Source organism: Antrihabitans auranticaus (assembly GCF_016481275.1).
Taxonomy (GTDB): Bacteria; Actinomycetota; Actinomycetes; order Mycobacteriales; family Mycobacteriaceae; genus Antrihabitans.
Genome location: NZ_JAEMNW010000002.1, coordinates 382224 through 405545, shown reverse-complemented (window position 1 = coordinate 405545; position 23322 = coordinate 382224). Strand labels below are relative to the sequence as shown.

The 23322-nt window shown below is 65.8% G+C and carries 20 protein-coding genes and 1 pseudogene; 6 read left to right on the top strand and 15 right to left on the bottom strand.

Features of this window, described 5'->3' with window-relative positions; all coding sequences use genetic code 11:
• Positions 1–50: 50 nt before the first annotated feature.
• A complete protein-coding gene (locus tag JGU72_RS09790; protein ID WP_199683636.1) occupies positions 51–896 on the top strand; it encodes an alpha/beta fold hydrolase in 846 nt (281 codons plus the stop codon).
• Positions 897–899: 3 nt separating this feature from the next.
• Here the strand turns inward: JGU72_RS09790 and JGU72_RS09785 are convergent, their stop codons facing one another.
• From JGU72_RS09785 to JGU72_RS09770, 4 genes are all read right to left on the bottom strand, one after another.
• A complete protein-coding gene (locus JGU72_RS09785; protein ID WP_199683635.1) occupies positions 900–1568 on the bottom strand; it encodes an O-methyltransferase in 669 nt (222 codons plus the stop codon).
• A gap of 105 nt (positions 1569–1673) precedes the next feature.
• Entirely contained in the window at positions 1674–2666 is a 993-nt protein-coding gene (locus JGU72_RS09780) for an acrylyl-CoA reductase family protein (protein WP_199683634.1), read from the bottom strand.
• A gap of 4 nt (positions 2667–2670) precedes the next feature.
• Positions 2671–4404: an acyl-CoA dehydrogenase family protein gene (locus tag JGU72_RS09775; RefSeq protein ID WP_199683631.1), complete on the bottom strand. Its 1734-nt coding sequence runs from the start codon at positions 4402–4404 to the stop codon at positions 2671–2673.
• A gap of 66 nt (positions 4405–4470) precedes the next feature.
• Positions 4471–6216 carry a proline--tRNA ligase gene (locus tag JGU72_RS09770; RefSeq protein WP_199683629.1) on the bottom strand — a complete coding sequence of 582 codons (1746 nt, stop codon included), beginning with the start codon at positions 6214–6216 and terminating at the stop codon, positions 4471–4473.
• 46 nt (positions 6217–6262) lie between these two features.
• Here JGU72_RS09770 and yaaA point away from each other — a divergent pair, with 46 nt between their 5' ends.
• The 3 genes from yaaA (at position 6263) to JGU72_RS09755 (ending at position 9421) form a co-directional block, all read left to right on the top strand.
• A complete protein-coding gene (gene yaaA / locus JGU72_RS09765) occupies positions 6263–7009 on the top strand; it encodes a peroxide stress protein YaaA (RefSeq protein WP_199683627.1) in 747 nt (248 codons plus the stop codon).
• Positions 7010–7649: 640 nt separating this feature from the next.
• On the top strand, positions 7650–8870 hold the full coding sequence (locus tag JGU72_RS09760; RefSeq protein WP_199683625.1) for a cytochrome P450: 1221 nt from the start codon (positions 7650–7652) through the stop codon (positions 8868–8870).
• A complete protein-coding gene (locus JGU72_RS09755) occupies positions 8867–9421 on the top strand; it encodes a TetR/AcrR family transcriptional regulator (RefSeq protein WP_199683624.1) in 555 nt (184 codons plus the stop codon). The genes JGU72_RS09760 and JGU72_RS09755 overlap by 4 nt, the downstream gene beginning before the upstream one ends.
• Here the strand turns inward: JGU72_RS09755 and JGU72_RS09750 are convergent.
• Positions 9386–10150 carry a TetR/AcrR family transcriptional regulator gene (locus JGU72_RS09750; protein ID WP_199683623.1) on the bottom strand — a complete coding sequence of 255 codons (765 nt, stop codon included), beginning with the start codon at positions 10148–10150 and terminating at the stop codon, positions 9386–9388. The two genes, JGU72_RS09755 and JGU72_RS09750, sit on opposite strands and share 36 nt — an antisense overlap.
• Before the next feature lie 77 nt (positions 10151–10227).
• On the opposite strand from JGU72_RS09750, the gene JGU72_RS09745 reads away from it, so the two are divergent.
• The gene (locus JGU72_RS09745) at positions 10228–11031 is read left to right on the top strand and encodes an NAD(P)H-binding protein (protein ID WP_199683622.1); all 804 of its coding nucleotides are present in this window, start codon (positions 10228–10230) and stop codon (positions 11029–11031) included.
• On the opposite strand, the gene JGU72_RS09740 is transcribed toward JGU72_RS09745, so the two are convergent.
• Both JGU72_RS09740 and JGU72_RS09735 read right to left on the bottom strand, forming a co-directional pair.
• Positions 11032–12375 (bottom strand): DUF445 domain-containing protein, encoded by a 1344-nt coding sequence (locus JGU72_RS09740; RefSeq protein WP_199683621.1) that lies wholly within the window; start codon positions 12373–12375, stop codon positions 11032–11034.
• Positions 12372–13298, bottom strand: coding sequence for an alpha/beta fold hydrolase (locus tag JGU72_RS09735; protein ID WP_199683620.1), 927 nt, complete (start codon positions 13296–13298; stop codon positions 12372–12374). Before JGU72_RS09735 ends, JGU72_RS09740 begins: the two co-directional genes overlap by 4 nt.
• 159 nt (positions 13299–13457) lie before the next feature.
• Between JGU72_RS09735 and JGU72_RS09730 the strand changes: the two genes are divergently transcribed.
• Positions 13458–14153 carry a TetR/AcrR family transcriptional regulator gene (locus JGU72_RS09730; RefSeq protein WP_199683619.1) on the top strand — a complete coding sequence of 232 codons (696 nt, stop codon included), beginning with the start codon at positions 13458–13460 and terminating at the stop codon, positions 14151–14153.
• Here JGU72_RS09730 and JGU72_RS09725 read toward each other — a convergent pair.
• The 8 genes and pseudogenes from JGU72_RS09725 to mqo form a co-directional block, all read right to left on the bottom strand.
• Positions 14143–15636, bottom strand: a complete 1494-nt coding sequence (locus tag JGU72_RS09725; RefSeq protein ID WP_307828372.1) for an MFS transporter — start codon at positions 15634–15636, stop codon at positions 14143–14145. The genes JGU72_RS09730 and JGU72_RS09725 overlap by 11 nt on opposite strands.
• Before the next feature lie 11 nt (positions 15637–15647).
• A complete protein-coding gene (gene cobA, locus JGU72_RS09720; protein ID WP_374101110.1) occupies positions 15648–16868 on the bottom strand; it encodes a uroporphyrinogen-III C-methyltransferase in 1221 nt (406 codons plus the stop codon).
• Positions 16869–16895: 27 nt separating this feature from the next.
• A pseudogene (locus JGU72_RS30700) lies at positions 16896–17225 on the bottom strand (cobalamin biosynthesis protein); the annotation flags it as partial.
• On the bottom strand, positions 17218–18612 hold the full coding sequence (locus tag JGU72_RS09715) for a cobyrinate a,c-diamide synthase (RefSeq protein ID WP_307828371.1): 1395 nt from the start codon (positions 18610–18612) through the stop codon (positions 17218–17220). The pseudogene JGU72_RS30700 and the gene JGU72_RS09715, both read right to left, overlap by 8 nt.
• Positions 18606–19220 carry a cob(I)yrinic acid a,c-diamide adenosyltransferase gene (gene cobO, locus JGU72_RS30695; protein ID WP_307828370.1) on the bottom strand — a complete coding sequence of 205 codons (615 nt, stop codon included), beginning with the start codon at positions 19218–19220 and terminating at the stop codon, positions 18606–18608. Before cobO ends, JGU72_RS09715 begins: the two co-directional genes overlap by 7 nt.
• A 1-nt stretch (position 19221) precedes the next feature.
• A complete protein-coding gene (locus JGU72_RS09710) occupies positions 19222–21087 on the bottom strand; it encodes a magnesium chelatase subunit D family protein (protein ID WP_199683614.1) in 1866 nt (621 codons plus the stop codon).
• 171 nt (positions 21088–21258) lie between these two features.
• Positions 21259–21717, bottom strand: coding sequence for a GNAT family N-acetyltransferase (locus JGU72_RS09705; protein WP_199683612.1), 459 nt, complete (start codon positions 21715–21717; stop codon positions 21259–21261).
• 13 nt (positions 21718–21730) lie between these two features.
• Positions 21731–23269: a malate dehydrogenase (quinone) gene (gene mqo / locus JGU72_RS09700; protein WP_374101098.1), complete on the bottom strand. Its 1539-nt coding sequence runs from the start codon at positions 23267–23269 to the stop codon at positions 21731–21733.
• Between the last annotated feature and the right edge of the window lie 53 nt (positions 23270–23322).

The window sequence follows — 23322 nt, the reverse complement described above, 5'->3', positions numbered from 1 at the left end:
CAACACCCGAAATGCTCGACGGCGCTGCGAACCCCGCTTAGAGTCGGCGCATGTCCCAGGAGTGGTCGAGCGCTACGAATGATGACGGCCAGACGTTCGTCTTCGCCGACCAGGGAAAAGGGCCGCTCGTCGTCCTGTGGCATGGCTTCCCCGACACCCCGAGCGGATGGGCGGGCATCGCCCAAGCACTCGCAAGCGCCGGCTACCGCGCGGTCGCGCCGTGGTTGCGCGGCTACCACCCGGACACGATCACGGCCGAACGCAGCTACGACCCCGCGACGTTGGCAACCGAAACCGCCGCGCTGCTCGATGCACTCGGCGAAGAGACCGCGGTCGTCGTCGGGCACGACTGGGGCGCATCGCTGACGTGGGGCGCAGCCGCAGTGACGCCCGAGCGAGTTCGCGCGATTGTGCCGATTGCAATTCCGCACGCGCGCCATCTCCCCCGCGACCCCGGAACGCTGTGGAAAGCAAGGCATTTCGTCGGAATGAAACTGCCGTGGGCGGCATGGGACCTACGCCGCAATTCGTTCGCGTACATCGACGCGCTCTACCGGCGCTGGGCACCGAACTGGGACGGCCCCGAGCGGGAAAAAGCGATCGCCGACGTCAAAGCCTGCTACGCCGATTCACGATCTCTCGAAGGCGCGCTCGACTACTACCGCGCACTGAGCCCGAACCTGCCACGCGAGCTCACCAAGACGCCCGCGGTACGCGCACTCGTCGTCGGCGGGACCGTGGACCTCGTGCCCGCGGACGCCTTCGAGAAATCCGCGGCCCTGCTCGGCGCAGGATCCGAAGTCTTGATCGTCGAAGGCGCAGGCCACTGGCCCCATCGCGAAGGCGAAGAGGCATTCACCGAAAAGCTTCTCGGGTTTCTCGCGAGCCTGGACTGAGCGTCAGCTGGTCACCAGCGCGTACGCGAAGCCGTCCCACCCCTTCGCGCCGACTGTCTGCAGGACCGTCGCATCGAGGCGGGGCTCGGCCTTGAGCATGTCGATGAGTTCACGCCCGGCCCGGGCCTGCGGGTTGGTGGTCTCCGGGTCGGCGACTGCGCCGTCCCGAACTACGTTGTCCACGAGGATGATCGAACCCTGCTTGGTCAGCCGCAAGGCCCACTCCACGTAGTTCGAGTTGTTCTCTTTGTCGGCGTCGATGAACACGAGGTCGAACGGTTCGCCGGCCTCGGCAGCGATGACGGGCAAGCTTTCGAGGGCAGCACCGACGCGGACCTCGCAGCGGTCACCGACACCCGCGGCCGCAAGATTCGCCCGCGCCACAGCCGCGTGCTTCGGGCTGAATTCGAGACTGACCACCCGGCCGAACTCACCGACCGCTCGCGCCAGCCAAATCGTGCTGTAGCCACCGAGTGTGCCGATCTCGAGGACCCGCATCGCGTTCACCGAGCGCGCGAGGAGGTGCAGAAATTTGCCCTGTGCCGCGGACACATCGATCGCAGGCAAGCCGCCGTCCGCATTCGCTTGGAGAGTGTCCGTGAGTACGGAATCATCGCCGACCAACTGCTCGACGATGTATGCATCGGTGTCCTGCCAACTCGGAGTGGTCATACTCCCAGTGTGCCTGACAGGTCGAACTGAATTGTCGCAGAATCGAAGTGGAGCGCGTTGCGCCAGGTCGGACGACCGGGCGCAACGCGCAACATCATAGGCCGATCAGAAACCGCCGGCGACCGTGACGACCGAACGACCCGAAACTCCCCCACCGCGAATGCGATCCAGCACCGTCGCAACCTCGGAGACCGGCACTTCGCTCAGGAGTGCGTCGAGATGACCCGGACGCAGGTCGCTCTCGAGGCGAGTCCACAGTGCGCGCCTCTTCTCGATCGGCAACTGCACCGAATCGATGCCGAGCAGGGCGACACCGCGCAGGATGAAAGGCAGAACGGTCGTCGGCAACGCCGCACCACCCGTCAGGCCGCTCGCTGCCACCGCGCCGCCGTACTTCACGGTACTGAGTACGTGCGCAAGGGTTTTCCCGCCGACGCAGTCGACTGCCGCCGCCCATTCGGCTTTGCCGAGCGGACGCGGCTTCGCGTCCGGGTCCTCGGGAAGCCGACCGATCACCGTTGCCGCGCCGAGCGACTTCAGCAGTTCGTGCGCGTCTTCCTTGCCGGTCGACGCGACGACCTCGAAGCCCGCGGCAGCGAGCAGGTCGACGCTCACAGTGCCGACACCACCGCTGGCACCGGTAACCAGCACCGGACCGTCGCTGGGAGTCAGACCACGAGCGAGTAGCGCTTCCACGCTCATTGCCGCGGTGAAGCCGGCGGTACCGATTGCCGCCGCGTCGCGCGGAGTCATGCTCTCGAGCTTGACCACCCACTCCGCCGGTACGCGCGCCAATTCACTGTAGCCACCGTGCTGGGCGGTCCCGATGTCGTAGCCGTGCGCCACCACCTGATCGCCGGCCGCGAAGACGCCACCGCCGTCGACGACCTCACCCGCGATGTCGATGCCGGGGATGATCGGGTACTCGCGAACCACGCCACCCTTCGGCGTAACAGCAAGGGCGTCTTTGTAGTTCACGCTCGAATGCGTGACGCGAATCGTCACGGCACCGTCGGTGAGGAACGACTCCTCGAGGGATTCGGGTGCCAGAACGATCTCGCCGTCGGTTTCCCGGGCGACCAGTGCGGTGAACGTCATCGGGTCAGGGCCTCATCTCGTATGCGCCATCGAAGCTCCGCACAGTCTGCCACATACGATCGAAGCGCTCGGCGTCGACGACCGGCTTGCGGACCGCACCCAGTGCCCAATCCTGCTGCGCCTGGGTCGACGACGACTTGCCATGCAGCGCAATGGCATACGCGGAGAAATCCCGCACCTGGAAGTCGAAGATCGAGTCGACGATGTCGCGGTCGAGACCGGTCAGCTCGGCCTGCTCGAGGATCAACTGGCCGTAGACGATGAGCGTGAAGAGGTGGCCGACGTTGAGCAGAAAGTCGAGATCCTTCTGCTGCGCGGCGTCCGGACCCGCGGTGGCCAGCAACGTCTTCAGCGCTTGGGCCTGCTCGTAGAACAGTGCCACGTTAGGGATTTCGCTATTGCGCTCGTAGACCGGAGTCCAATCCGCGAACTGCACCTTGCCCGCGCCCCGCGCCGGACCCTGAGCCCAGAAGAACACGTCGTCGGCCGGGTCGTTGCGCGTACCGATCTCGGGGTACTCGGCCGGGTTGAACAGGTAATTCGGCATGAACTTGAGGATCTGGGCCACGTTCACGTGGACCGTGCCCTCCAGTCGGGGCAGTGTGCCGATCAGCCGTGCGACCTCACAGAAATATGTGTTCTTCTCGAAGCTCTTGGCGGCGAGCACATCCTGCAGCAGAGTGACGACGATTTCGCCCTCGGACGTGACCTTCGACTTGGTGACCGGGTTGAAGAGCAGGTAGCGCCGGTCCTCGAGGCTGGCACTGCGGAAGTAGTCGATCGCGCGCGTGCTGAACGCCTTCATCGCGATGAGGCGGCTGAACGCATCGACGAAGTTCCCGCGCACATGCGAAAAGTCGGTGACCGGGTTGCCGTACAGGATGCGGTTCTGGGCGTGCGTGATCGCTTCGTAGAAGGCGTGCTCACACATGCCGACACCGCCGGAGCACAGGTTGAACTTGCCGACGTTGACCGTGTTCAGCGCCGCGGAGAACGCCTCGGGTCCGGTGTGCAGGATGTCTTCCTCGCGCACCGGGTAGTTCTCGAGCCGGAACGTGCTGACGTACATCTGCCCATGGACGACGTTGTCGATCAGCTCGTAGTTCTCGTGTGCGCTGTCGGCCGCGAACCAGACGTAGGCATCCGGACCCTCGAGGTCGTCGCGCCGCGAGAACACCGAGACCATGCCTGCGACGTTGCCGTTGCCGATGTAGTACTTGTTGCCGGTTGCCCGGAACGCGATGCCCTCTTCGTCGGACGGCGTGAGCACGAGGTCGGTGTTGTAGATGTCGGCGCCGTGGTCACGTTCGGAGAGCCCGAACGCCATGACACCACCGTCGGCGAGCTGCTGTGCCGCCTTGCGCTTGGCAGCTTCGTTCGAGCTCTGCCAGATCGGGCCGAGGCCGAGAATCGTGACCTGCTCGGTGTACCAGTAGGCAAGACCGTAGAAGCCGAAGATCTCACTGAGCGCGGCGTTGCGGGCGGCGTCCCAGCGCCGGTCCGGGTCGCCGTCCGCGTACGCCGACGGGGTCAGGAAGGTGGCAAAGATGCGTTCCTTCTTGATGAACTCGAGGAAGTCGGCGACCCACACCGCTTCGATGTCGTCCTTCAGCAGCTGGCGCTTGCCGCGGCTCTCGAACCATTCGATCAGCGCCTGCAGTTGCCGGCGCGTCTCCGCGTCGAAGACCGAAAAGTCGCTCTTGAGGGGGTTGAACAGCAGCTCGCCCGAGGTCGCCACAGCATTGCCTTTCGTAGGATTCGAGTCACCCTAACAATGATTAACTTATCGGGCGAACAACCCCGCCTAACCGCGGACGGCAGCCTGCACAGCAGCCACAACCTCGTCGCCGGGCAGCTCGCGACTCTCGCCGGTGAAACGGTCCCGAAGCTCGACCAGGCCATTCGCCCAGCCGCGACCGACGACCACGATCACGGGCACACCGATCAGCTCGGAGTCCTTGAATTTGACGCCCGGTGAGGCCTTGCGGTCGTCGAGCACGACGTTCAGCCCGACCGAGTCGAGTTCGGCCGCGATCTGCTCGCCGCCCGCGCGGGCCGACTCGTCCTTGTTTGCGATGACGACATAGGCGTCGAAGGGCGAGACCTCCGACGGCCAGCGCAGACCCTTGTCGTCGTGCTTCTGCTCTGCGATCACCGCTACGAGGCGTGACACACCGACGCCGTAGGAGCCCTGGATCAGTCGGACCGGTTTGCCGTTCTCGCCCAGGACGTCGACGTTGAAAGTGTCGGTGTACTTGTAACCGAGCTGGAAGATGTGGCCGATCTCGATTCCGCGGGCCGAAACCAGCGGGCCCGCGCCGTCCGGTGACGGATCGCCGTCGCGCACTTCAGCGGCTTCGATGGTGCCGTCCGGTTCGAAGTCGCGCCCGGCGACGAGGTCGACGTAGTGCTTGCCCTGCTGGTCAGCGCCCGTGATCCACGACGTGCCGGTGACCACACGCGGATCGACAAGGAAGCGAACCTTGTTGGCCAGCAATGCCTTCGGTCCAATATACCCCTTGACGAGGAACGGGTTGGCAGCGAAATCCGCGTCGGTGAGCAACTCGTATTCCGCCGGTTCGAGCGACGCACCGAGTCGCTTCTCGTCGACCTCACGGTCGCCGGGTATGCCGATTCCGAGCAACTCCCAGTCCTTACCGGGAGTACGAACCTTGACGAGGATGTTCTTCAACGTGTCGGCGGCAGTAACCGTCCGGCCCAGATCGGCCGAGTTCGCCCAGTCGACGAGGGTCGCGATTGTCGGCGTATCCGGAGTGTCGTGAGCCACGGCTGCGGGCAAGCCTTCGATCGGGCGTGCGTCCGGCGCATGGGTGATGACCGCTTCGACGTTTGCCGCGTAGCCGGACTCGACGCAGCGGACGTAGGTGTCTTCGCCGACCTCGCTCTCGGCGAGGAACTCCTCCGACGCGCTGCCGCCCATCGCACCCGAGGTCGCGGCGACGATGACGTATTTCACGCCGAGCCTGGCAAAGATTCGCTGGTAAGCCTCGCGATGCGCGTTGTAGGACTTCTTCAGTCCGTCCTCGTCGAGATCGAAGGAGTACGAATCCTTCATCACGAACTCGCGGCCACGCAGAATGCCCGCTCGGGGCCGTTCTTCGTCGCGGTACTTGTTCTGGATCTGATAGAGCGTGACCGGGAGGTCCTTGTACGAGTTGTACTCGGCCTTCACCGTCAGAGCGAACAGTTCCTCGTGGGTGGGCCCGAGCATGTAGTCGGCGCCCTTGCGATCCTTCAGGCGGAAGAGCGCGTCGCCGTACTCGGTCCAGCGGTTCGTCGCTTCGTACGGCTCACGCGGCAGCAGCGCCGGCAAGGAAATCTCCTGCGCGCCCATCGCGTCCATCTCCTCGCGAACGACCCGCTCGACCTGCCGCAACACCCGTAAGCCCAACGGCAGCCACGAGTAGACACCCGGGGCCACGCGACGTACATAACCGGCGCGGACCAGCAGCTTGTGACTCGGCACCTCGGCATCGGCGGGGTCGTCACGAAGAGTGCGCAGGAACAATTGGGAAAGGCGGGTAATCACAGGTGAGCAGCCTAGTTGCCTTTCCGGGCCCAAGTACCCTCTACCCATGCTTGTGCTGCTACCTCCATCGGAGACGAAGTCGGACGGCGGAAGGTTGGCACCGCTGACACTCGATGCGTTGTCGATGCCGAAGCTCAATCTCGTCCGGGAGTCGCTGGTCGACGCGCTGGTCTCGTTGGCGGCGGATCCAGTCGCGACCAGTGCTGCATTGGGGCTCGGACCGAGTCAACTCGATGAGGTCGCGCGCAACGCCACACTGTGGACCAGCCCGACGCGGCCCGCTCTGGAGCGGTACACGGGCGTGCTGTTCGACGCTCTGGACGCGCGCTCATTGACGCGTGTCCAGCGGGCAAAGGCCAACGCCCGCTTGGCAATCGGCTCGGCGCTGTTCGGTGCGGTGCGGCCGACAGATCCGATTCCCGCCTACCGGTTGTCCGGCGGTTCCAAGTTGCCGGGCCTCGCCACGCTTTCTGCCCTGTGGAAGACGGACCTCACGTCCGCTCTCGTTGCCGAAGCCGACGGCGGCTTGATCGTCGACCTGCGGTCCGGGATCTACCAGCAACTCGGCCGCGTGCCCGGCGCAGTGACGGCGACGGTCGTCACCGAGGCGCCCGACGGCACCCGCAGCGTCGTCAGCCATTTCAACAAGCACCACAAGGGCCTGCTCGCCCGTGCGTTGGTCGTCAGCCGGGCGGAGCCGTCCGACATCAAAGGTGTCGCGCAGGTGGCCGCGAAGGCGGGGTTCAGGGTCGAGGTCGCCTCGCCCACCGAACTGGTCGTGTTGACCCACTAACTCGTCCGGTCCGGCCCCAACTCACCCCCCGTGATCACGAGCGAATGGCTCGATCCCCACCCACCCCGCGGTGATCACGACGAAAAGGCGAGGCCACACGGCATGTCGGTGACCGGATGCTCGTGATCACCGGCAACCCCCAGCCTCCACCCACCGTGATCACGACCAAATGGCTCGATCCCCACCCTGCGGTGATCACGACCAAAAGGCGAGGTCACACGGCGTGTCGGTGACCCGATGCTCGTGATCACCGGCTACCCCAGCCTCCAACCACCGTGATCACGAGCGAATGGTTCGATCCCACCCCCGAACCGCGGTGATCACGACCAAAAGGCGAGGCCAGGCGGCGTGTCGGTGACCCGATGCTCGTGATCACCGGCGACCCCAGCCTCCACCCGCCGTGATCACGACCAAAAGGCTAGATCCCCACTCCCAACCGCGGTGATCACGACGAAAAGGCGAGGCCACACGGCGCGTCGTCGACCCGATGCTCGTGATCAGCACAGCCCCACTCCCATCCCCCGTGATCACGACCAAATGGCGAGGCCACACGGCGCGCCGGCGACCCCATGCTCGTGATCACCCAAGACAAGCCCAACCACCCCTTGACACATCTGCCCATGTGTCTCACGATCTATCCATGTCGACGCTGACGTCTCATCAGGTTCAGTTCGTTCCTCGGTCCGGGGAATCCTGGCGCGACCCTTGGCAGATGTACCGCGACCTGCGCGACCACGACCCGGTCCACCGAGTCGTTCCACCCGAGACGCCGGACGAGGACTACTACGTCCTCTCCCGGTACGCCGACGTCTTCGCGGCTGCGCGTGATCCCGAGACCTTCTCGTCGGCGCAAGGAATCACGACCGACTATCACGACCTCGAGAAGATCGGGATGACGGAAAATCGTCCCTTCGTCTTCACCGATCCACCGGACCACACGACGTTCAGGCGGTCGGTGTCATCGGGTTTCACCCCCCGGCACGTCAGCTCGGTCGAGCCGGCGGTTCGCGAGTTCGTCGTCGACCGCATCGAAAGACTCAAGGCGGCCGGTGAGGGCGATATCGTCGTCGACCTCTTCAAGCCGCTGCCGAGCATGGTGGTCGCGCACTACCTCGGCGTTCCCGAGGAGGACCGGTCGCGCTTCGACGAGTGGTCCGAGAACATCGTCGCCGCGGGCGCCGGCGGAAACATCCTCGAGGCCGCCACGGCCGTCACGGAATTGATGGGGTATTTCACCGCGCTCATCGATCGGCGCCGGACCGATCCTGCCGACGATACGATCTCGCACCTGCTCGCATCTGGCCTGGGTGCAGACGGTGACGTCGCAGGAATTCTGTCGATTCTCGGCTTCGCTTTCACGATGGTGACCGGCGGAAACGACACGACGACAGGCAATCTCGGCGGCGCCGTCCAGTTGCTGACCACGCATCGCGACCAGCGTCGCAAGCTCATCGACAACCCCGCACTGATCACCGACGCCGTCGAAGAAATGCTGCGACTCACCGCCCCGGTGCAGGGTCTTGCGCGCTGCACTACACGGGACGTCCAGATCGGCGACACCACCGTTCCAGCAGGCCGCCGAACCCTACTGCTCTACGGATCGGCGAACCGTGACGAGCGCCAATACGGTTCCGACGCGGGCGAACTCGACGTCCTCCGCAAGCCGCGCCAGATCATGACGTTCAGCCACGGCAACCACCACTGCCTCGGCGCGGCCGCAGCGCGAATGCAGGCACGCGTCGCACTCGAGGAACTGCTGGCCCGCTGCCCCGACTTCACGGTCGATATCGATGCGGTCGTCTACGCCGAGGGTCCATACGTCCGCCGACCGCTCAGCGTCCCGTTCCGAGTGAACGAATGAACTGGCTCGAAAAGGACCGCAACGACCTTGCGGCCGAGCGAATTCTCGACGCTGCAGCACAGTTGTTCGTCGAACGCGGCGTTGCGACGGTCGGAATGGCCGATATCGCGCGGCGAGCGGGCTGTTCGCGCGCGACGATGTATCGCTACTTCGACAGCCGGCGATCGCTGCAACTCGCGTTCGTGCACCGCGAAGCGAGGCGTGTGGGCGAGACGATCCTTGCCGAAACCAGCACCATTCCAGACCTGAGGGAGCGCACTGTCGCGGCAATGCTCGCCGCGGTCCGCGAGGTCCGAGCCGACCCGACGATGATCGCGTGGTTTCAGCTCGGCGATGCCGGCCTCGCCAGTGAAATTGCGCACTCTTCGGAAGTGATCGAGGGACTGAGCGCCGCATTCTTCGATGGAAACGTGTTGCTCGCCAAATGGACTGTGCGCATTATCGTTTCACTGCTGACCGTGCCTGGCTCCGACGACGCGGAAGAACGCGCGATGCTCGAGCTGTTCGTTGCGCCATCAATAGACCCGTCCCAACTCGATTCCGTCGAGTAACCGCGCCAAACCGAACGCGTGCGAGCGGACCATCGCCTCGTGCGTCGACGAGTCGAAGCCACCCGCGTGCCAGACGGCGTTCATGGTCGGATAGCGAGCGGGGTCGAAATAGTCCTGCCACAGACGGTCGCGGTCGTGCCACCACGAGTCGTTGGTCTGCGCCGTCGTTCGTTCCAGTTCTGCAGCATCGGCTTCCAACGCGGCCGTCGCAAGGACGAATGCGGTTATCGACTCCGCGGCGGCGTTCGTCTCTGCCGCAACCAAACCAAGCCCGGAGACAGTCGACAGCACGTACTCGCTGTCGGCGAGCATCCCAGGACCCACCGGCGGGCGCACCACGGACACGTGCCGAAGCCACGGGTGTGCTCGATACTGCGCGACTGTGACGTCGGCATACAGCCGGACCTGAGCACGCCACCCCACCGGACGCGCCTCCCCCGGCCCCGGCAAAGCCTTTTCGACGAGCAACGCGTCGACCATCAGGTCGACCAGGTCCGCCTTCGACGGCGCATATGTGTAGAGCGTCATCGTGCCGACTCCGAGTGCTGTCGCGACTCGATTCATCGAGACGGCTGCCAACCCCTCGGCGTCGGCTAGGGCAACGGCAGCCGCAACGACGTCGTCGACGGTCAGCTTGGGCTTGCGGCCAGGCACGGGCCGTCCATCGCCCTTACCGGAATGCCGCCACAACAGCGCAAGGATCCGATCGGGGTCCCCATGCTTTGTCATCGCCGACCACTCCGTCCAATTTTCGTATACCATACGATAAACAGATATCCGTATGCCATACGAAAATGGGGGTGGGCATGAAGATCCTGGTTACCGGCGCTACTCGAAATATCGGCAGGCTCGTCGTCGACGAGCTTCTACGCCTGGGCGCCACAGACATTCGCGCACTGACTACCGACCCGACGGCTGCTGCCCTGCCCGTCGAAGTCGAGGTGGCAACGGGGTTCGTCGGAAACTCAGCGTCGTTGCACCGCGCGCTGCAAGGCGTCGACACGCTCTATCTCGCGCCGCATCCGCCTACGGTCGGCACTGCAGTCGCACTCGCCGAAGCTGCAGGAGTGCAGCGAATCGTCGACCTCGCCGGTGGCGCCGGGACAGGCTGGGAGGTCATCGAGGAAGCCGTGGAGACTTCCGCAGTTCCCTGGACGCATCTGGAGCCGGGCGAGTTCATGGACAACTACACGATGTGGGCCGATCAGATTCGGTCCACCGGGCAGGTCCGCGACGGCTACGCGGCGGCAGCCAATGCCGCAATCGCCCTGCCGGATATCGCAGCGGTCGCCGCACAGGCACTTCTCGACGATTCCTATGTCGGCCAGCGCCTCGAACTGACCGGACCTGAATGCTTACGCCGAGACGAGAAGCTGCAGGCAATCGCCCACGCGCTCGGCCGCGACATCGATTACGTCGAACTCGACCCTGAAGAGGCCGTCGCGGCGCTCGAACCTGCAATGGGCGAGTACGCGCGCTGGTACCTCGAGGGCGTCGCGACGCTGATCGAGCACCCGCAACTCGCCGTTCCAACGGTTGCCGAGGTAACCGGTCGCGCCGCAACCACATTCGCCGAATGGGCCGAGGCGAACGTTGAGCAGTTCAGGTGATCAGACGCCGAAGACGATCAGGTGCACCGCACCGACAACGATGCCGAGCAGGCCACCGTGCACATACAGCAACCACGCATCCTGCTCGATTGCCGAATACAGGAGGTCGACGAATTCTTCCGGCGGCAGCTCCTGCAGTTTCTCTGTGCACAACCTGTCGATCTTCGCTGCCTGCGACAGTGAGAAATCGGCGTCGACGAGTGCGGGGACGTAGTCGATTGCCGCCATCGTGGACCCCGCCTGGATCGCCTGCCAGCGCGTGGTGCCCACCGTTGCGCGCACCAAAGGACGGATCACCCCGAGCGCCCGGTCGATCTCGTCGACGAGGACGTTCTCGAGTAGTCCGCGAGTTTTGTCGCGGTTGGGGCCCTCCATCAAGTGGTCCACGATGGTGTCCATCGTGATGATCTGATGGGCGATCGAGTAGCCGAAGTCTGCGGCGGCGACCTCCTGCCGCTGCGCGAGCAACGCCTGGCCCCACAGACATTGCCAACGCGGCCGGCGGACAGCGGGCGTGAACACGACCCTGATGGCGATGATGTTGGCGATGACACCGATCATCGCGGCACCGAACAACACAACGAGCGCCAACGGCACTGCCCCAACGAGCGGGAGGTGCGGATGGAAGTGCAGATACAGCGCCAGCGCCACACCCATCGGAAAACCCAGGAGCCCGCTGCGAACCATAAAGCGCAGTTCGGGGGCACCGATGCTGTAGAAGATGTCCTTCATCATCGCGGGATGCTTGCGCAAGTGGCCTATCACCATCGACTTCACGTCGAGTAGCTCGTCGATGTGGCGCCCGATCTCATCGAAAGCCCGCCCGGCGACGTCGGGCAACTCCGAGGCGACCCGTGCGTAGAGCATCTCGCGGACCTGTTGCGGCAGGTCGTTCCACAGCTGCGGATAGCCGGACTCCATGACCGAATCGACCAGCGGGCGCAGATCCCGACCGATCACCTGGGCGAACTGCGCGGCGATTGCCTCCGGTTCGAGCTGGCAGTAGAAGTCGCTGGGTCCACCGATCTTGGAAATGGCGAGGTCGACGGTCAGCGACGCCATCTTCTCGGTGCGGGCCGGAATGAAGCCCTGAAATCCCAGCCTGTGGCCGCCCTCGAAGATCGGCAGGATCTGCAGACGGCGCGGGAAGTACGGGTAGATCACCCGCAGGCCCGGCACATCGAAGCCACGAAACTGGTTCGGCGCGAACAGCATCCAGACGCCGGTCCAGTTGGTGAGCAGTCCCGCGATCGCCGAGAAGATCGGGATCGTGAGCATGTCGATGACGAACCTCGACTGGCCTGTGACCTCTTCCCAGTCGACGACCAACCCTGACCAGCTCACGAGGCCGTCGCCAACGTCAGCGAGTCGATGAAATTGGCAGCCGCCTCGGCGACGACCAACGGTTCGGAGAACGGAAGCCAGTGCCCCGCGGGGATGTCATGGCGCTGAACCGACGATGCCCAGCGGCCGAGTGCGTCGTAACCGGCCGGACGGATCGCCACGTCGCGCGTGCTGACGAGGATTTGAATCGGCACAGTCGTGTATTGCTGGCGCGGCCGCAGGACGTGCTGCAGAACGTTGGCACGATAGATCTTCAAGCCGGTGATCATGTCGTGCTGCAGCGTGTCCGCGACGTGCACGTCGTCGGCCGGTATGCCCTCGACCCGGCCGAGCAGCCAGGTCCACATGCGCTCTGTACCGAAGATCTTCAACAGCAGGCGCGGGAGCACCGGAACGATGAGCAGCAGAGCGCACAGCGAGGAGATGAGTTGCAGAATGGGAGCGCGGACACTTCGCGGCGTAGGAGCTGCGAGCTTGCCGCGCATCCACATCGCGAGGTGGTCGAGACTCGGACCCGAGATCGACGTGAACGACGCAACCCGCCGGTTCGATCGCGGCGTGCAGACGGCTTCCCACACCTGGATCGAGCCCCAATCGTGGGCCACGACATGCACGGGCACATTCGGGCTGGCCGCGTCGATCACGGCGAAGAAGTCCGCCGCCAGCTTGTCGAGCCGGTAGGCCGACACTGCCTTGGGCGCAGAGGAACCGCCCGCGCCGCGAGTGTCGTACGCAATCACGCGAAATCGGTCGCTCAGCAGCGGCACAACACTGCTCCACACGACGTGCGTATCCGGCCAGCCGTGCACGAGAACTACCGGCTCACCGTCCGGATTGCCCCACTCGAAGACTGCCAACTCCGTCGCGCCGCTGCGCGCGGTCCACTGGCGCTGCGCAACGCCTTCGAGTTGTCGCACGGACATCACGCGTCCTTCCGGTTGTACTGCTGGTTCAAAATATAGTACCGGCGGTACCGAGTATCGGAAGACGACTGTGTTCGGCACCACAGCAGTCGGTGCGCACCGACCCATATCATCGCGATTGTCCTGGTCATGCCGCTATACCGGCAGTACCGTGAGGGCATGCCACGACTTGCCGAACGGTCCCGGCGCGTGCCACTGACGCGCGACGACATCGTCGATGCCGCAATTCGCGTGATCGACGACGGCGGCCCGCGGCCGAGCATGGACGCCATCGCCCGCGAAGCCGGCATCGCCAAGCCGCGGCTGTACCGGTTGGTCGCGGACAAGGCTGATCTCTACAACGAGATCGCTAATCGCATGACGCAGGACGCAGCGAAGACCGCTGCGCCAGATTTCACGCTCATGATGCAACCGCCGCGAACCGCGGTCCGCCGACTCGTGGCCGCCTATGCGAGCACGATTCGCGAACATCCCAACGTCTTCCGCTTCCTGACCCAAGCGCAGTTCGGCGCCGACTCGCGGGAATCCGGTCTGCCGCTCGACGTGGCCCGGGACTTGGCGGCGAAGCTCACCCTGCGGGCGCGCCCCATGCTCGCCGGACTTGCAGTCGACGCCAACGGGCTCGACTATCTCGTGCGTGCCGTGGCGGGTGTCTTCGTCTCCACGGCAGACCTGTGGCTGGGGAGCGACGGGACGCCGGACGAAGACCGGACCACCGAGTTCGTCGACCAAGCGACCGAGTTCGTCTGGCAGCTGATCGATGGATTCCTGCGCCGCAAGAACATCGTCGCCGACCCCGCCACATCGATTCTCACAACGATCGCGGCTGCGGGAGCGGGAGCGGTCAAGAAATAGCGGCTTCGCCGCGCTGCTGCGCTTCCTGTGCCGCATGAGCTTGAGCGACCTGAGCCGGCGTGAAGCGAATGAACAACGCCACGACACCGGCTATGACGGCGCATCCCGCACAACCGACCAGCGCGAACGTGTAGCCCTCACCGAGGGCGGCGAGCTGCACCGGATTCATGTCGGCCGCGGCGCCGGACGTGCCACCGAGCGACAGCGTGCGCGACGTAGCCGCGGCTCCGATCACAGCCAGCGCCAGCGGTCCGCCGAGGGTCTGCGCAACCTGAGCGATGGCCGTCAGTGGACCGATTTCGCTCGGTCCGACACCGGCCACCGCACACAGCGGTAGCGGCACGACCGCGAGTCCCACACCGAAACCGATCCCGATGATGAGAATGAACAGCTGGCCGAAGTAGGTCGCCGTGCCGTCGAGAGTCGAGCCGTACATCAGGCCGGGGACCATGATGATCGCGCCGGCGATGACCAGCCAGCGCGGCTGAATGTGCACCGCCAGCTTGGACGACACGAAGGCCGCCGTACCCAACCCGACTGCGAACGGGATGAACGCCAGACCCGCCTTGAGCGGGCTGTATCCGAGGATGTCCTGTACGAAGAGCGCGACATACGCGGCCATACAGAAGATCACTGCGCTGGCGAAGAAGATCGCCACGAACGTCGCTACGCGGTCCCGGTTCTCGAACAGGCTGAACGGCAGCAGTGGGTTGTCCGCCTTACGTTCGACGAGCAGGAAGAGCGCCAACAGGACGAACCCGAGAATCAGCGAACCGACGACGGCGATGCTGCGCCAGCCCAACTCGGGACCTTCGCTGATGCCGAACACGATCGAGGTACAGCCGAGTGTCGCGAGGACCGCACCCTGGATGTCGAGCGAGAGCCGTTCGTGCGCGGTCTCGCGAAGCGCGACGATGGCGAGGGCGACGATTGCGATACCGATCGGGACGTTGATCAGGAAGATCCACCGCCACGAATATTCGGTCAGGGCGCCGCCGATGATCAGGCCCGTTATCGAGCCGATTCCGGTCATGGCAGCGAACACGGCGATCGCCTGATTGCGGACCGGTCCGGGCGCGAACGTCGTCGCAACCAATGCGAAGGCGGTCGGCGAGGCGATGGCCGCACCGGTGCCCTGCAGAGCGCGCGCTGCGATCAGCGTGCCCTCGTTGAACGCAAGTCCGCACAGCAGCGACGACACGGTGAAGAGCGCGACACCGCCGATGAACATCTTCTTGCGGCCGAACGCGTCGCCGAGGCGGCCACCGAGCAGCATCAATCCGCCGAAGGCCAGAGCGTAGGACGTCAGCACCCAGTTACGGCCGGCATCGGAGAGCCCGAGTTCGTCCTGGAGCCTGGCGAGCGCGAGGTTGGCGACCGTGCCGTCGAGAACCACCATCAACTGCAAGCCGCTGAGCACGATCAATGCGAGACCGAAAGCCCGCGTAGTCACGGGATAGGTCACGACACTGTGCTCAGTCACGGTCGATCACGTTACCCAGAGACACCCGAAAACGCCGCAACGGCCCCGATCACGACAATGGCCGGAGGCCTGATGTCCTCGGCCCGGACGCGCTCCGCGATCGATTTCAGGTCGGCGCGCACGACGCGCTGCGAACGCAGCGTGCCCTCTTGGATCACCGTCGCCGGGGTGCTCGCGTCCCGGCCGCCCGCGATCAGGGCATCCGCGAACTTCTCGATCCGCTCGACCGCCATGAGCAGCACCAACGTGCCGCGCAGCCGCGCGAGCGCGGGCCAGTCGACGAGTGAATCCGGGTGGTCGGGCGCGACGTGACCGCTCACGACGACGAACTCGTGCGTCACCCCGCGATGGGTCACGGGGATGCCCGCGGCCGAGGGCACCGAGATTGCACTGGTGATTCCCGGCACAACGGTCACAGGAACGCCCGCGGCGACGCACGCCTCGACCTCCTCGTACCCCCTACCGAACACGTAGGGGTCGCCGCCTTTGAGCCTGACGACGAACTTCCCGGCCTTGGCACCGTCGATCAGCGCAGAGTTGATCGCCTCTTGCGCCATGGCCCGCCCGTACGGGATCTTGGCGGCGTCGATCACGTCGACATGCGAACCGAGTTCGGCAAGCAGTTCGGGCGGGGCAAGGCGGTCGACGACCACGACGTCGGCTCGCGCAAGCAGTCTGCGGCCACGAACCGTGATCAGGTCGGGATCGCCCGGTCCGCCGCCGACGAGCGCTACACCCGGCAGCACCGGATCGGACTCGGGAACGATTGCACCGGACTGCAGCGCCTCGAGAATGGCCGTCCGCACCGCCGCCGACCGCCGATGCTCGCCACCGGCCAGGACGCCCAGGGTGAGGCCCTCGTATCGTGCGGTCGCAGGCGTCACAGCCGTTCCGAGGCGGGCGACATCGGCGCGCACGCAGAAAATCCGACGTCCTTCGGCTTCGGCGACGATCGCCGCGTTCGTCTCCGGCTCATCAGTGCATGCGATCGCATACCAGGCCCCCGCGAGATCGCCCACGGCGTAGGGCCGAAGGTCGACGGTGATTTGGCCCGCTGTCGCCATACCCTCGACAGCGGGCGTGACAGCCCGGCTGATGACGTGCACGGCAGCCCCAGAGGAGATGAGCAGCCCGAGGCGCCGCTGCGCGACGGTGCCGCCACCGATGACGACGACCCGGCGTCCGGTGAGGTTCAGGCCGACGAGATAGTTGGTTTCAAGGTCCGACGACACGGCAGAAACATTACGGGCAGCTGCGACGACGATCCCCCGCACCACACGTTTCTCTATGACGAGCTCGCCGCCCGCCAGGATTGCCGCCGCCTCCGCAACGCTTGCGGTGCCCAATGCCGCCAATGTGTGGTTCGACGGATTCGGGACCTCGACAGCACCGAGTCGAGCGGCACTGAACGACACGACCGATACGCCGAGAGCGGCCGCGGCGCCGACGACGCCGGGTTCGGTCGCGCGGCGGTCGATCGTGGCCAGGCAGGTGACGACGTTCGCTCCGAGAACGTCAGCGACGGCCGCGAGCACCGCGTCGACGGCAACGCCACGCTGGACGCCGATGCCGACAACGAGCTCAGCCACCGGCACACGCCGCGACGAACCTGGCGATGGCGCCCGGGTTGCCTGCGGGGTGCGTATGCAGGTAGGACGCGTGCACACCGCGTCCGACGAACCCTTCCTGCGACGAGCGGGAGCCGGCACGCCAACCCCACGCCGACCCGTGCGCCTTCAGGGAGTCCAAGGACTCGTCAACCGCGCACGGGTGCAACTTCGTCCGATGGAACTCGTGCCCGCGTACGCGCTCCCCCGCGGCCCACAGCACCGAATCGCGCACGGCGACCGCGTCGCGGTAGCCGAGCGTGAGTGTGGGCCCGAAGAACGCATCCGCGGCGACCACACCTGCCATGGTGTGGCCGTCCAGGCTTCGGGCCAGATACAGCAGACCCGCACACTCGGCGTGGATCGGAGCGCCACGGTCCGCGAGCCGCCGGATCTCTTCGAGCAGCGGCTCGTTCGACGACAGTGCGGGCGCATGCTCCTCCGGAAATCCGCCGGGCAGCACAACACCCGCTGTCTCAGGGGGCAACGAGTCCCGCAACGGGTCGAACGCCACAACCTGCGCACCGGCCGCTTCGAGCAGTTCACGATGCTCGGCATACCCGAACGTGAAAGCGGGTCCGCCGGCGAGCGCAACGATCGGGCTACCGGTGGCCGCGGTCCCGATCGCTTCCGCGGGATCCCATGCCGGTCCGGCTGCCGACGCGTTCGCCATCCGCACCACTGCGGACAGATCGACATGTGCGGCAACGAGTTTCGTCATCGCATCGACAGCGTCCAGCGCTGCGGCACCATGCTCGACCGCCGGTATCAAGCCCAGATGCCTTGATGGAACTGCCAATTCGACCATCCGCGGTAGCGCCCCGAGTACCGGAAGACCGACCCGAGCGGCCGCGTCGCGCAAGACTTCTTCGTGCCGCTCACTGCCGACCCGGTTGAGGATCACACCGCCGAGCCGTACAGACGAATCGTAGGTAGCAAAACCGTGCAGCGTCGCCGCGAGACTCTGACTGTGCCCGCGCGCATCGACGACCAGAATCACCGGCGCGCCGAGCAACGCCGCGACATGGGCGGTCGAACCTTCTGCTGCCGGTCCGCTCACAGAGCTGTCGATCCGGCCGTCGAACAGGCCCATCACACCTTCGACGACCGCGATATCGCAGCCACGCGCGCCGTGGTTGTAGAGCGGGACCACGCGGTCGGCACCGACCAGTACCGGGTCGAGGTTGCGGCCGGGCCGGCCCGCCGCGAGTCCGTGATAACCAGGGTCGATGTAGTCGGGCCCGACCTTGAACGGCGCGACGCGCGAACCCGCTGCTGCCAGCGCACCGATCAATCCTGTTGCCAGAGTGGTTTTTCCGCTCCCGGACGCGGGCGCGGCAATGACCACAGCCGGCACGGTGTTCACCACTCGATACCCCGCTGGCCCTTGCGGCCCGCGTCCATCGGGTGCTTGACCTTCGTCATCTCGGTCACGAGGTCCGCGACGTCGAGGAGTGCTTGCGGCGCGTCGCGACCCGTGATCACCACGTGTTGATTGCCGGGCCGGTCTCCCAGCACCGATACGACCTCGGCGACGTCGATCCAGCCCCATTTGAGCGGGTAGGTGAACTCGTCGAGCACGTAGAAGCGATGGGTCTGCTCGCCGAGTCGCCGGGCGATCTCGCGCCAACCCTCCTGGGCCGCGGCGGCATGGTCTTCGTCGCTCCCCTTCTTCCGGGTCCAGGACCAGCCTTCGCCCATCTTGTGCCACTCGACCTCGCCGCCGGCGCCGGTCTCGTCGTGCAGGTGGCCAAGCGCGCGAAAGGCTGCTTCCTCCCCCACCTTCCACTTCGCGCTCTTCACGAACTGAAAGACACCGACGTCGAAGCCCTGGTTCCAGGCCCGCAGTGCCATGCCGAACGCAGCGGTCGACTTCCCTTTTCCGGGCCCGGTGTGCACGGCCAGAATCGGCAGGTTTCGCCGCTGGCGCGTGGTCAGGCCGTCCTCGGGGACGGCTTCGGGAATTCCTTTCGGCACGTCACGCCACCGATCGCACGACGCCCGCGACCGCGTCGGCTGACAGTTCCGCCAACCGCAGGTACGTGCCGCCGAGCTCGCGGGCGAGGTCGGCCGCCAACCCGAGCCGAACCATCCCCTGCTCGCAGTCCACGACCACTGACGCGGCACCTTCCCTGGCGAGCAGACCGGCCGCGATCTTCGCCCGCCGGACCGGTTCGATGCCACCCGTTGCCTTGCCGTCGGTCAGCGTCACGACGAGCGGACGGCGCCGCGGGTCCCGTGCGCGCTCCCGCAGGACAACTTCTCTGGCCTTCAGAAAGCCTTGCGCGAGTGGAGTTTTGCCGCCGGTACGTAGCGAACCGAGGCGGCGCACGGCGATGTCCACCGACGACGTAGGCGGCAAGACCAGTGTCGCTTCGCTACCCCGAAGCGTGATGACGCAGACCTTGTCCCGGCGCTGATACGCATCGCGCAACAGCGACACGACGGCACCTGTGACTGCGGCGAGCCGGTCTCGCGCCGCCATCGAGCCCGATGCGTCGACGACGAATACGACCAGGTTGCCCTCGCGCCCCTCGCGGTGTGCACCGCGAAGGTCGACGGGCTCGAGCAGGATCCGACCCGCCGTCCGGCCGCGCACCTGCTGGTGCACCGCAGCCGCGAACAGCGTACCGACCAGGTGTAGGCCGGTTCCGGTCTCGGTGGTCGGTCGCACGACGCGTCCATGCCTGCCCTGTGCCCGCGAACGCCGTCCCGGTGCACCCTCACCCACGCCCGGAACCTGGAGCAGCTTCGTACTGCCGACCGGTCCGGTCCCGTTGGTCCTGGACGGCCCGCTGGTCGGCGCGCCGCCGCCTGGTCCACCTTCGGGCCCGTCGGGATCCGGCTCGGGCGGCGGACCGCTCGGCTCCTCGGTCTCCGGCCGGCGCTGCGCTTCGGTCGCTGCCTGTTCCATCGCCTCGTCGAGTTGCCCGGGATCGAGGCCCGGCTCGTCGAACGGGTCTCTGCGCCGCCGGTGTGGCAACGCAAGCTCGGCGGCGATTCGCACGTCCTGCTCCTGCACCGCCTCCGCACCTCGCCACGCCGCATGCGCGGTCGCAGTGCGTGCTACGACGAGGTCCGCACGCATGCCGTCGACATCGAACGCTGCACACAACGCCGCGATCCTGCGCAATTCGACGTCGTCGAGCACCACCGAGTCCAGACGACCGCGGGCATCGACGATCCGGTCGGCGACCGCACGGTCCTGCGCTTCGTAGCGCTCGGCAAACCCTGCGGGATCGCGCTCGAAATCGAGCCGCCGGCGGACGACCTCCATACGCACATCCACGTCCCGCGAGGCGGTGACGTCGACGGCAAGGCCGAAGCGGTCCAGCAGCTGCGGACGCAGCTCGCCCTCTTCCGGGTTCATCGTTCCGACCAGCACGAACCGCGCTGGGTGCGTGTGCGATACGCCGTCCCGCTCGATGTACACCCGGCCCATGGCGGCAGCGTCGAGGAGCACGTCGACCAGGTGGTCGTGCAGGAGATTGACTTCGTCGACATAGAGAACGCCGTGATGGGCGGCGGCCAGAAGACCCGGTGCGAACGCTTGCTCGCCGTCGCGCAGGACCTTTCCGAGGTCGAGCGAACCGATGACGCGGTCCTCGGTTGCGCCGACCGGCAACTCGACCAACCGTGCGCGCCGCGCTCCGGCGGCGGTCGTCACCGGTGGCAACAGAGCCGCGAGCGCGCGAACTACCGTCGACTTCGCGGTGCCCTTCTCGCCACGGACCAGCACACCGCCGATGCCGGGATGAACAGCGCAGAGCGCCAGCGACAAGCGCAGTCGGTCCTGTCCGACGACCGCCGTGAACGGAAAGCCGATGTCGTCGTCGCGAGGCATGAGTGAGTCCCTTCAGCTGCCCGGTATCCACGCCGGGACCGATGTCTTTGGCAGACGAGCCGCGGCGATCTGGCTTCGACGCCGGTCAGGCATCGTCACAGTGGCGGGACCGCGCCTGACTCACACAGGCTTCCCCACGGGCATTACGTCGCCCATGACTCTACGACCGGGTCAGTACCCGCCCGCACGGCGCATGGGCACATAGGTGGTGCCCGCCTCGGTGTACTCGGCGCCTTCGGGCTTGAATCCGTGCTTGGCATACAGGTCGACGAGGTACACCTGCGCGTTGATGCGGCACGACGACGAACCGGTTTCGGCCAGCGCTGCCTGCAACAGGCGCGTCGTGTGGCCACGGTTACGCGCGGTCGGCGAGGTGCACAGCCGACCGATCCGGTAGGACTTACGCTCCTCGTCGTACTCCTCGACCAGGCGGCAGGTGCCGATGACCTGACCGTTCTCCTCGAGCCAGAAGTGGCGCGTTTCGGTCAGCAGATCCCGGCCGTCCAACTCGGGATACGCCGACGACTGCTCGACGACGAACACCTCGACCCGCAACTTGAGCAGCTCGTAGAGCGTGGCGGTGCTCAGGTCCGAAGCCCACGAGCGTTTGAGGGTTGCCGTTGCCATCATGGCGCCTTGACTATCACACCTGAGCGGAGTCCGCGAACTCGGTCGGCGGGGCCGGTGTGTCAGCGACCGGCTCGACCAACTGCAGGACTTTCGAGGTCCACTGCCAGACCTCGTCGAAAAGCGCCGTGTCACTTGACAGTTTGATGCCGAGCGACGGGACCATCTCCTTGAGCCGAGGCTCCCAGCCCTTGTAGTCCTGTGGGAAGCAATTCTTCAGCACATCGAGCATCGCGGTCACCGCGGTCGATGCACCGGGCGACGCACCGAGCAGCCCGGCGATGCTGCCGTCACCCGAGGTGATGACGGCGGTGCCGAACTCCAGCACACCGCCCATACCCTTCTTCCGGATGACCTGAACGCGCTGGCCGGCGGTGATGAGCTCCCAGTCCTCCGAGATCGCTTCCGGAACGAACTCGGACAACGTGTCGACGCGACCGGCGCGCGATTGCAGCAGCTCGCTGATGAGGTACTTGGTCAGGCCCAGCTCGGTCAGGCCCACACCGACGAGCGAGGTCAGGTTGTTGGGGCGAACGGACTTCGGCAGGTCTGTGTACTTGCCCTCTTTGAGGAACTTGGGCGACCAGCCCGCGTACGGGCCGAACAGCAGACCCGGCTTGTTGCCGATGACGCGGGTATCGAGGTGCGGGACCGACATCGGCGGCGCTCCGACCGCGGCCTTGCCGTACACCTTCGCGCGGTGCTCCTCGATCAGGGCGGGATTCGTGCAGCGGAAGAATTGGCCGCTGACGGGGAACCCGCCGAAGCCCTTGGCCTCTTTGATGCCCGACTTCTGCAGCAGCGGCAACGCGCCGCCGCCCGCGCCGACGAAGACGAAGCGCGCGTTGATCACGCGTTTGCGAAGCGTCCTGCGGTTGCGGACCTTGACGTTCCAGGTGCCGTCGGATTGCTTGGAGATGTCGCGAACATCGTGGCCGAAGTAGACGTTGCCGCCCGACGAACCGATGTAGTTGAGGAACTGCTTGGTGAGCGCGCCGAAGTCGACGTCGGTGCCACCCGCGGACCAGTTCAGCGCGACAGGATCGCTGAAGTCGCGACCCTGCGCCATCAGGGGAAGCCGCTTGGTGAACTCGTCCGGGCTGTCGATGAACTCCATACCAGCGAACAGCGGATGGTCGACGAGCGCCTCGTAGCGCTTGCGCAGGTAATTCACGTTGTCCCGGCCGTGCACGAAGCTGACGTGCGGAATCGGGTTGATGAAGTCCTTCGGGTCCGTGAGGACGCCGTTTTCCACCGCGTGTGCCCAGAACTGACGCGACACCTGGAACTGCTCGTTCACGGTCACGGCCTTGGCGATCTCGACCGAACCGTCGGCGTTCTCCGGTGTGTAGTTCAGCTCGCAGAGCGCGGAGTGACCGGTGCCCGCGTTGTTCCACGGGTCGGTGCTTTCCGCCGCAGCCGCGTCGAGACGCTCGAACAGCGATATCGACCAATCGGGCTGCAGCTGACGCAGCAGCGCACCCAGGGTGGCACTCATGATGCCTGCTCCAACGAGCACGACGTCGGTTTTCTCGATTGCTGCTGCTTTCGCCACTGATTCGATTTCCTCGTCTTTATAGCCATGGGCAGCGGATCCGCTGTGGGGAC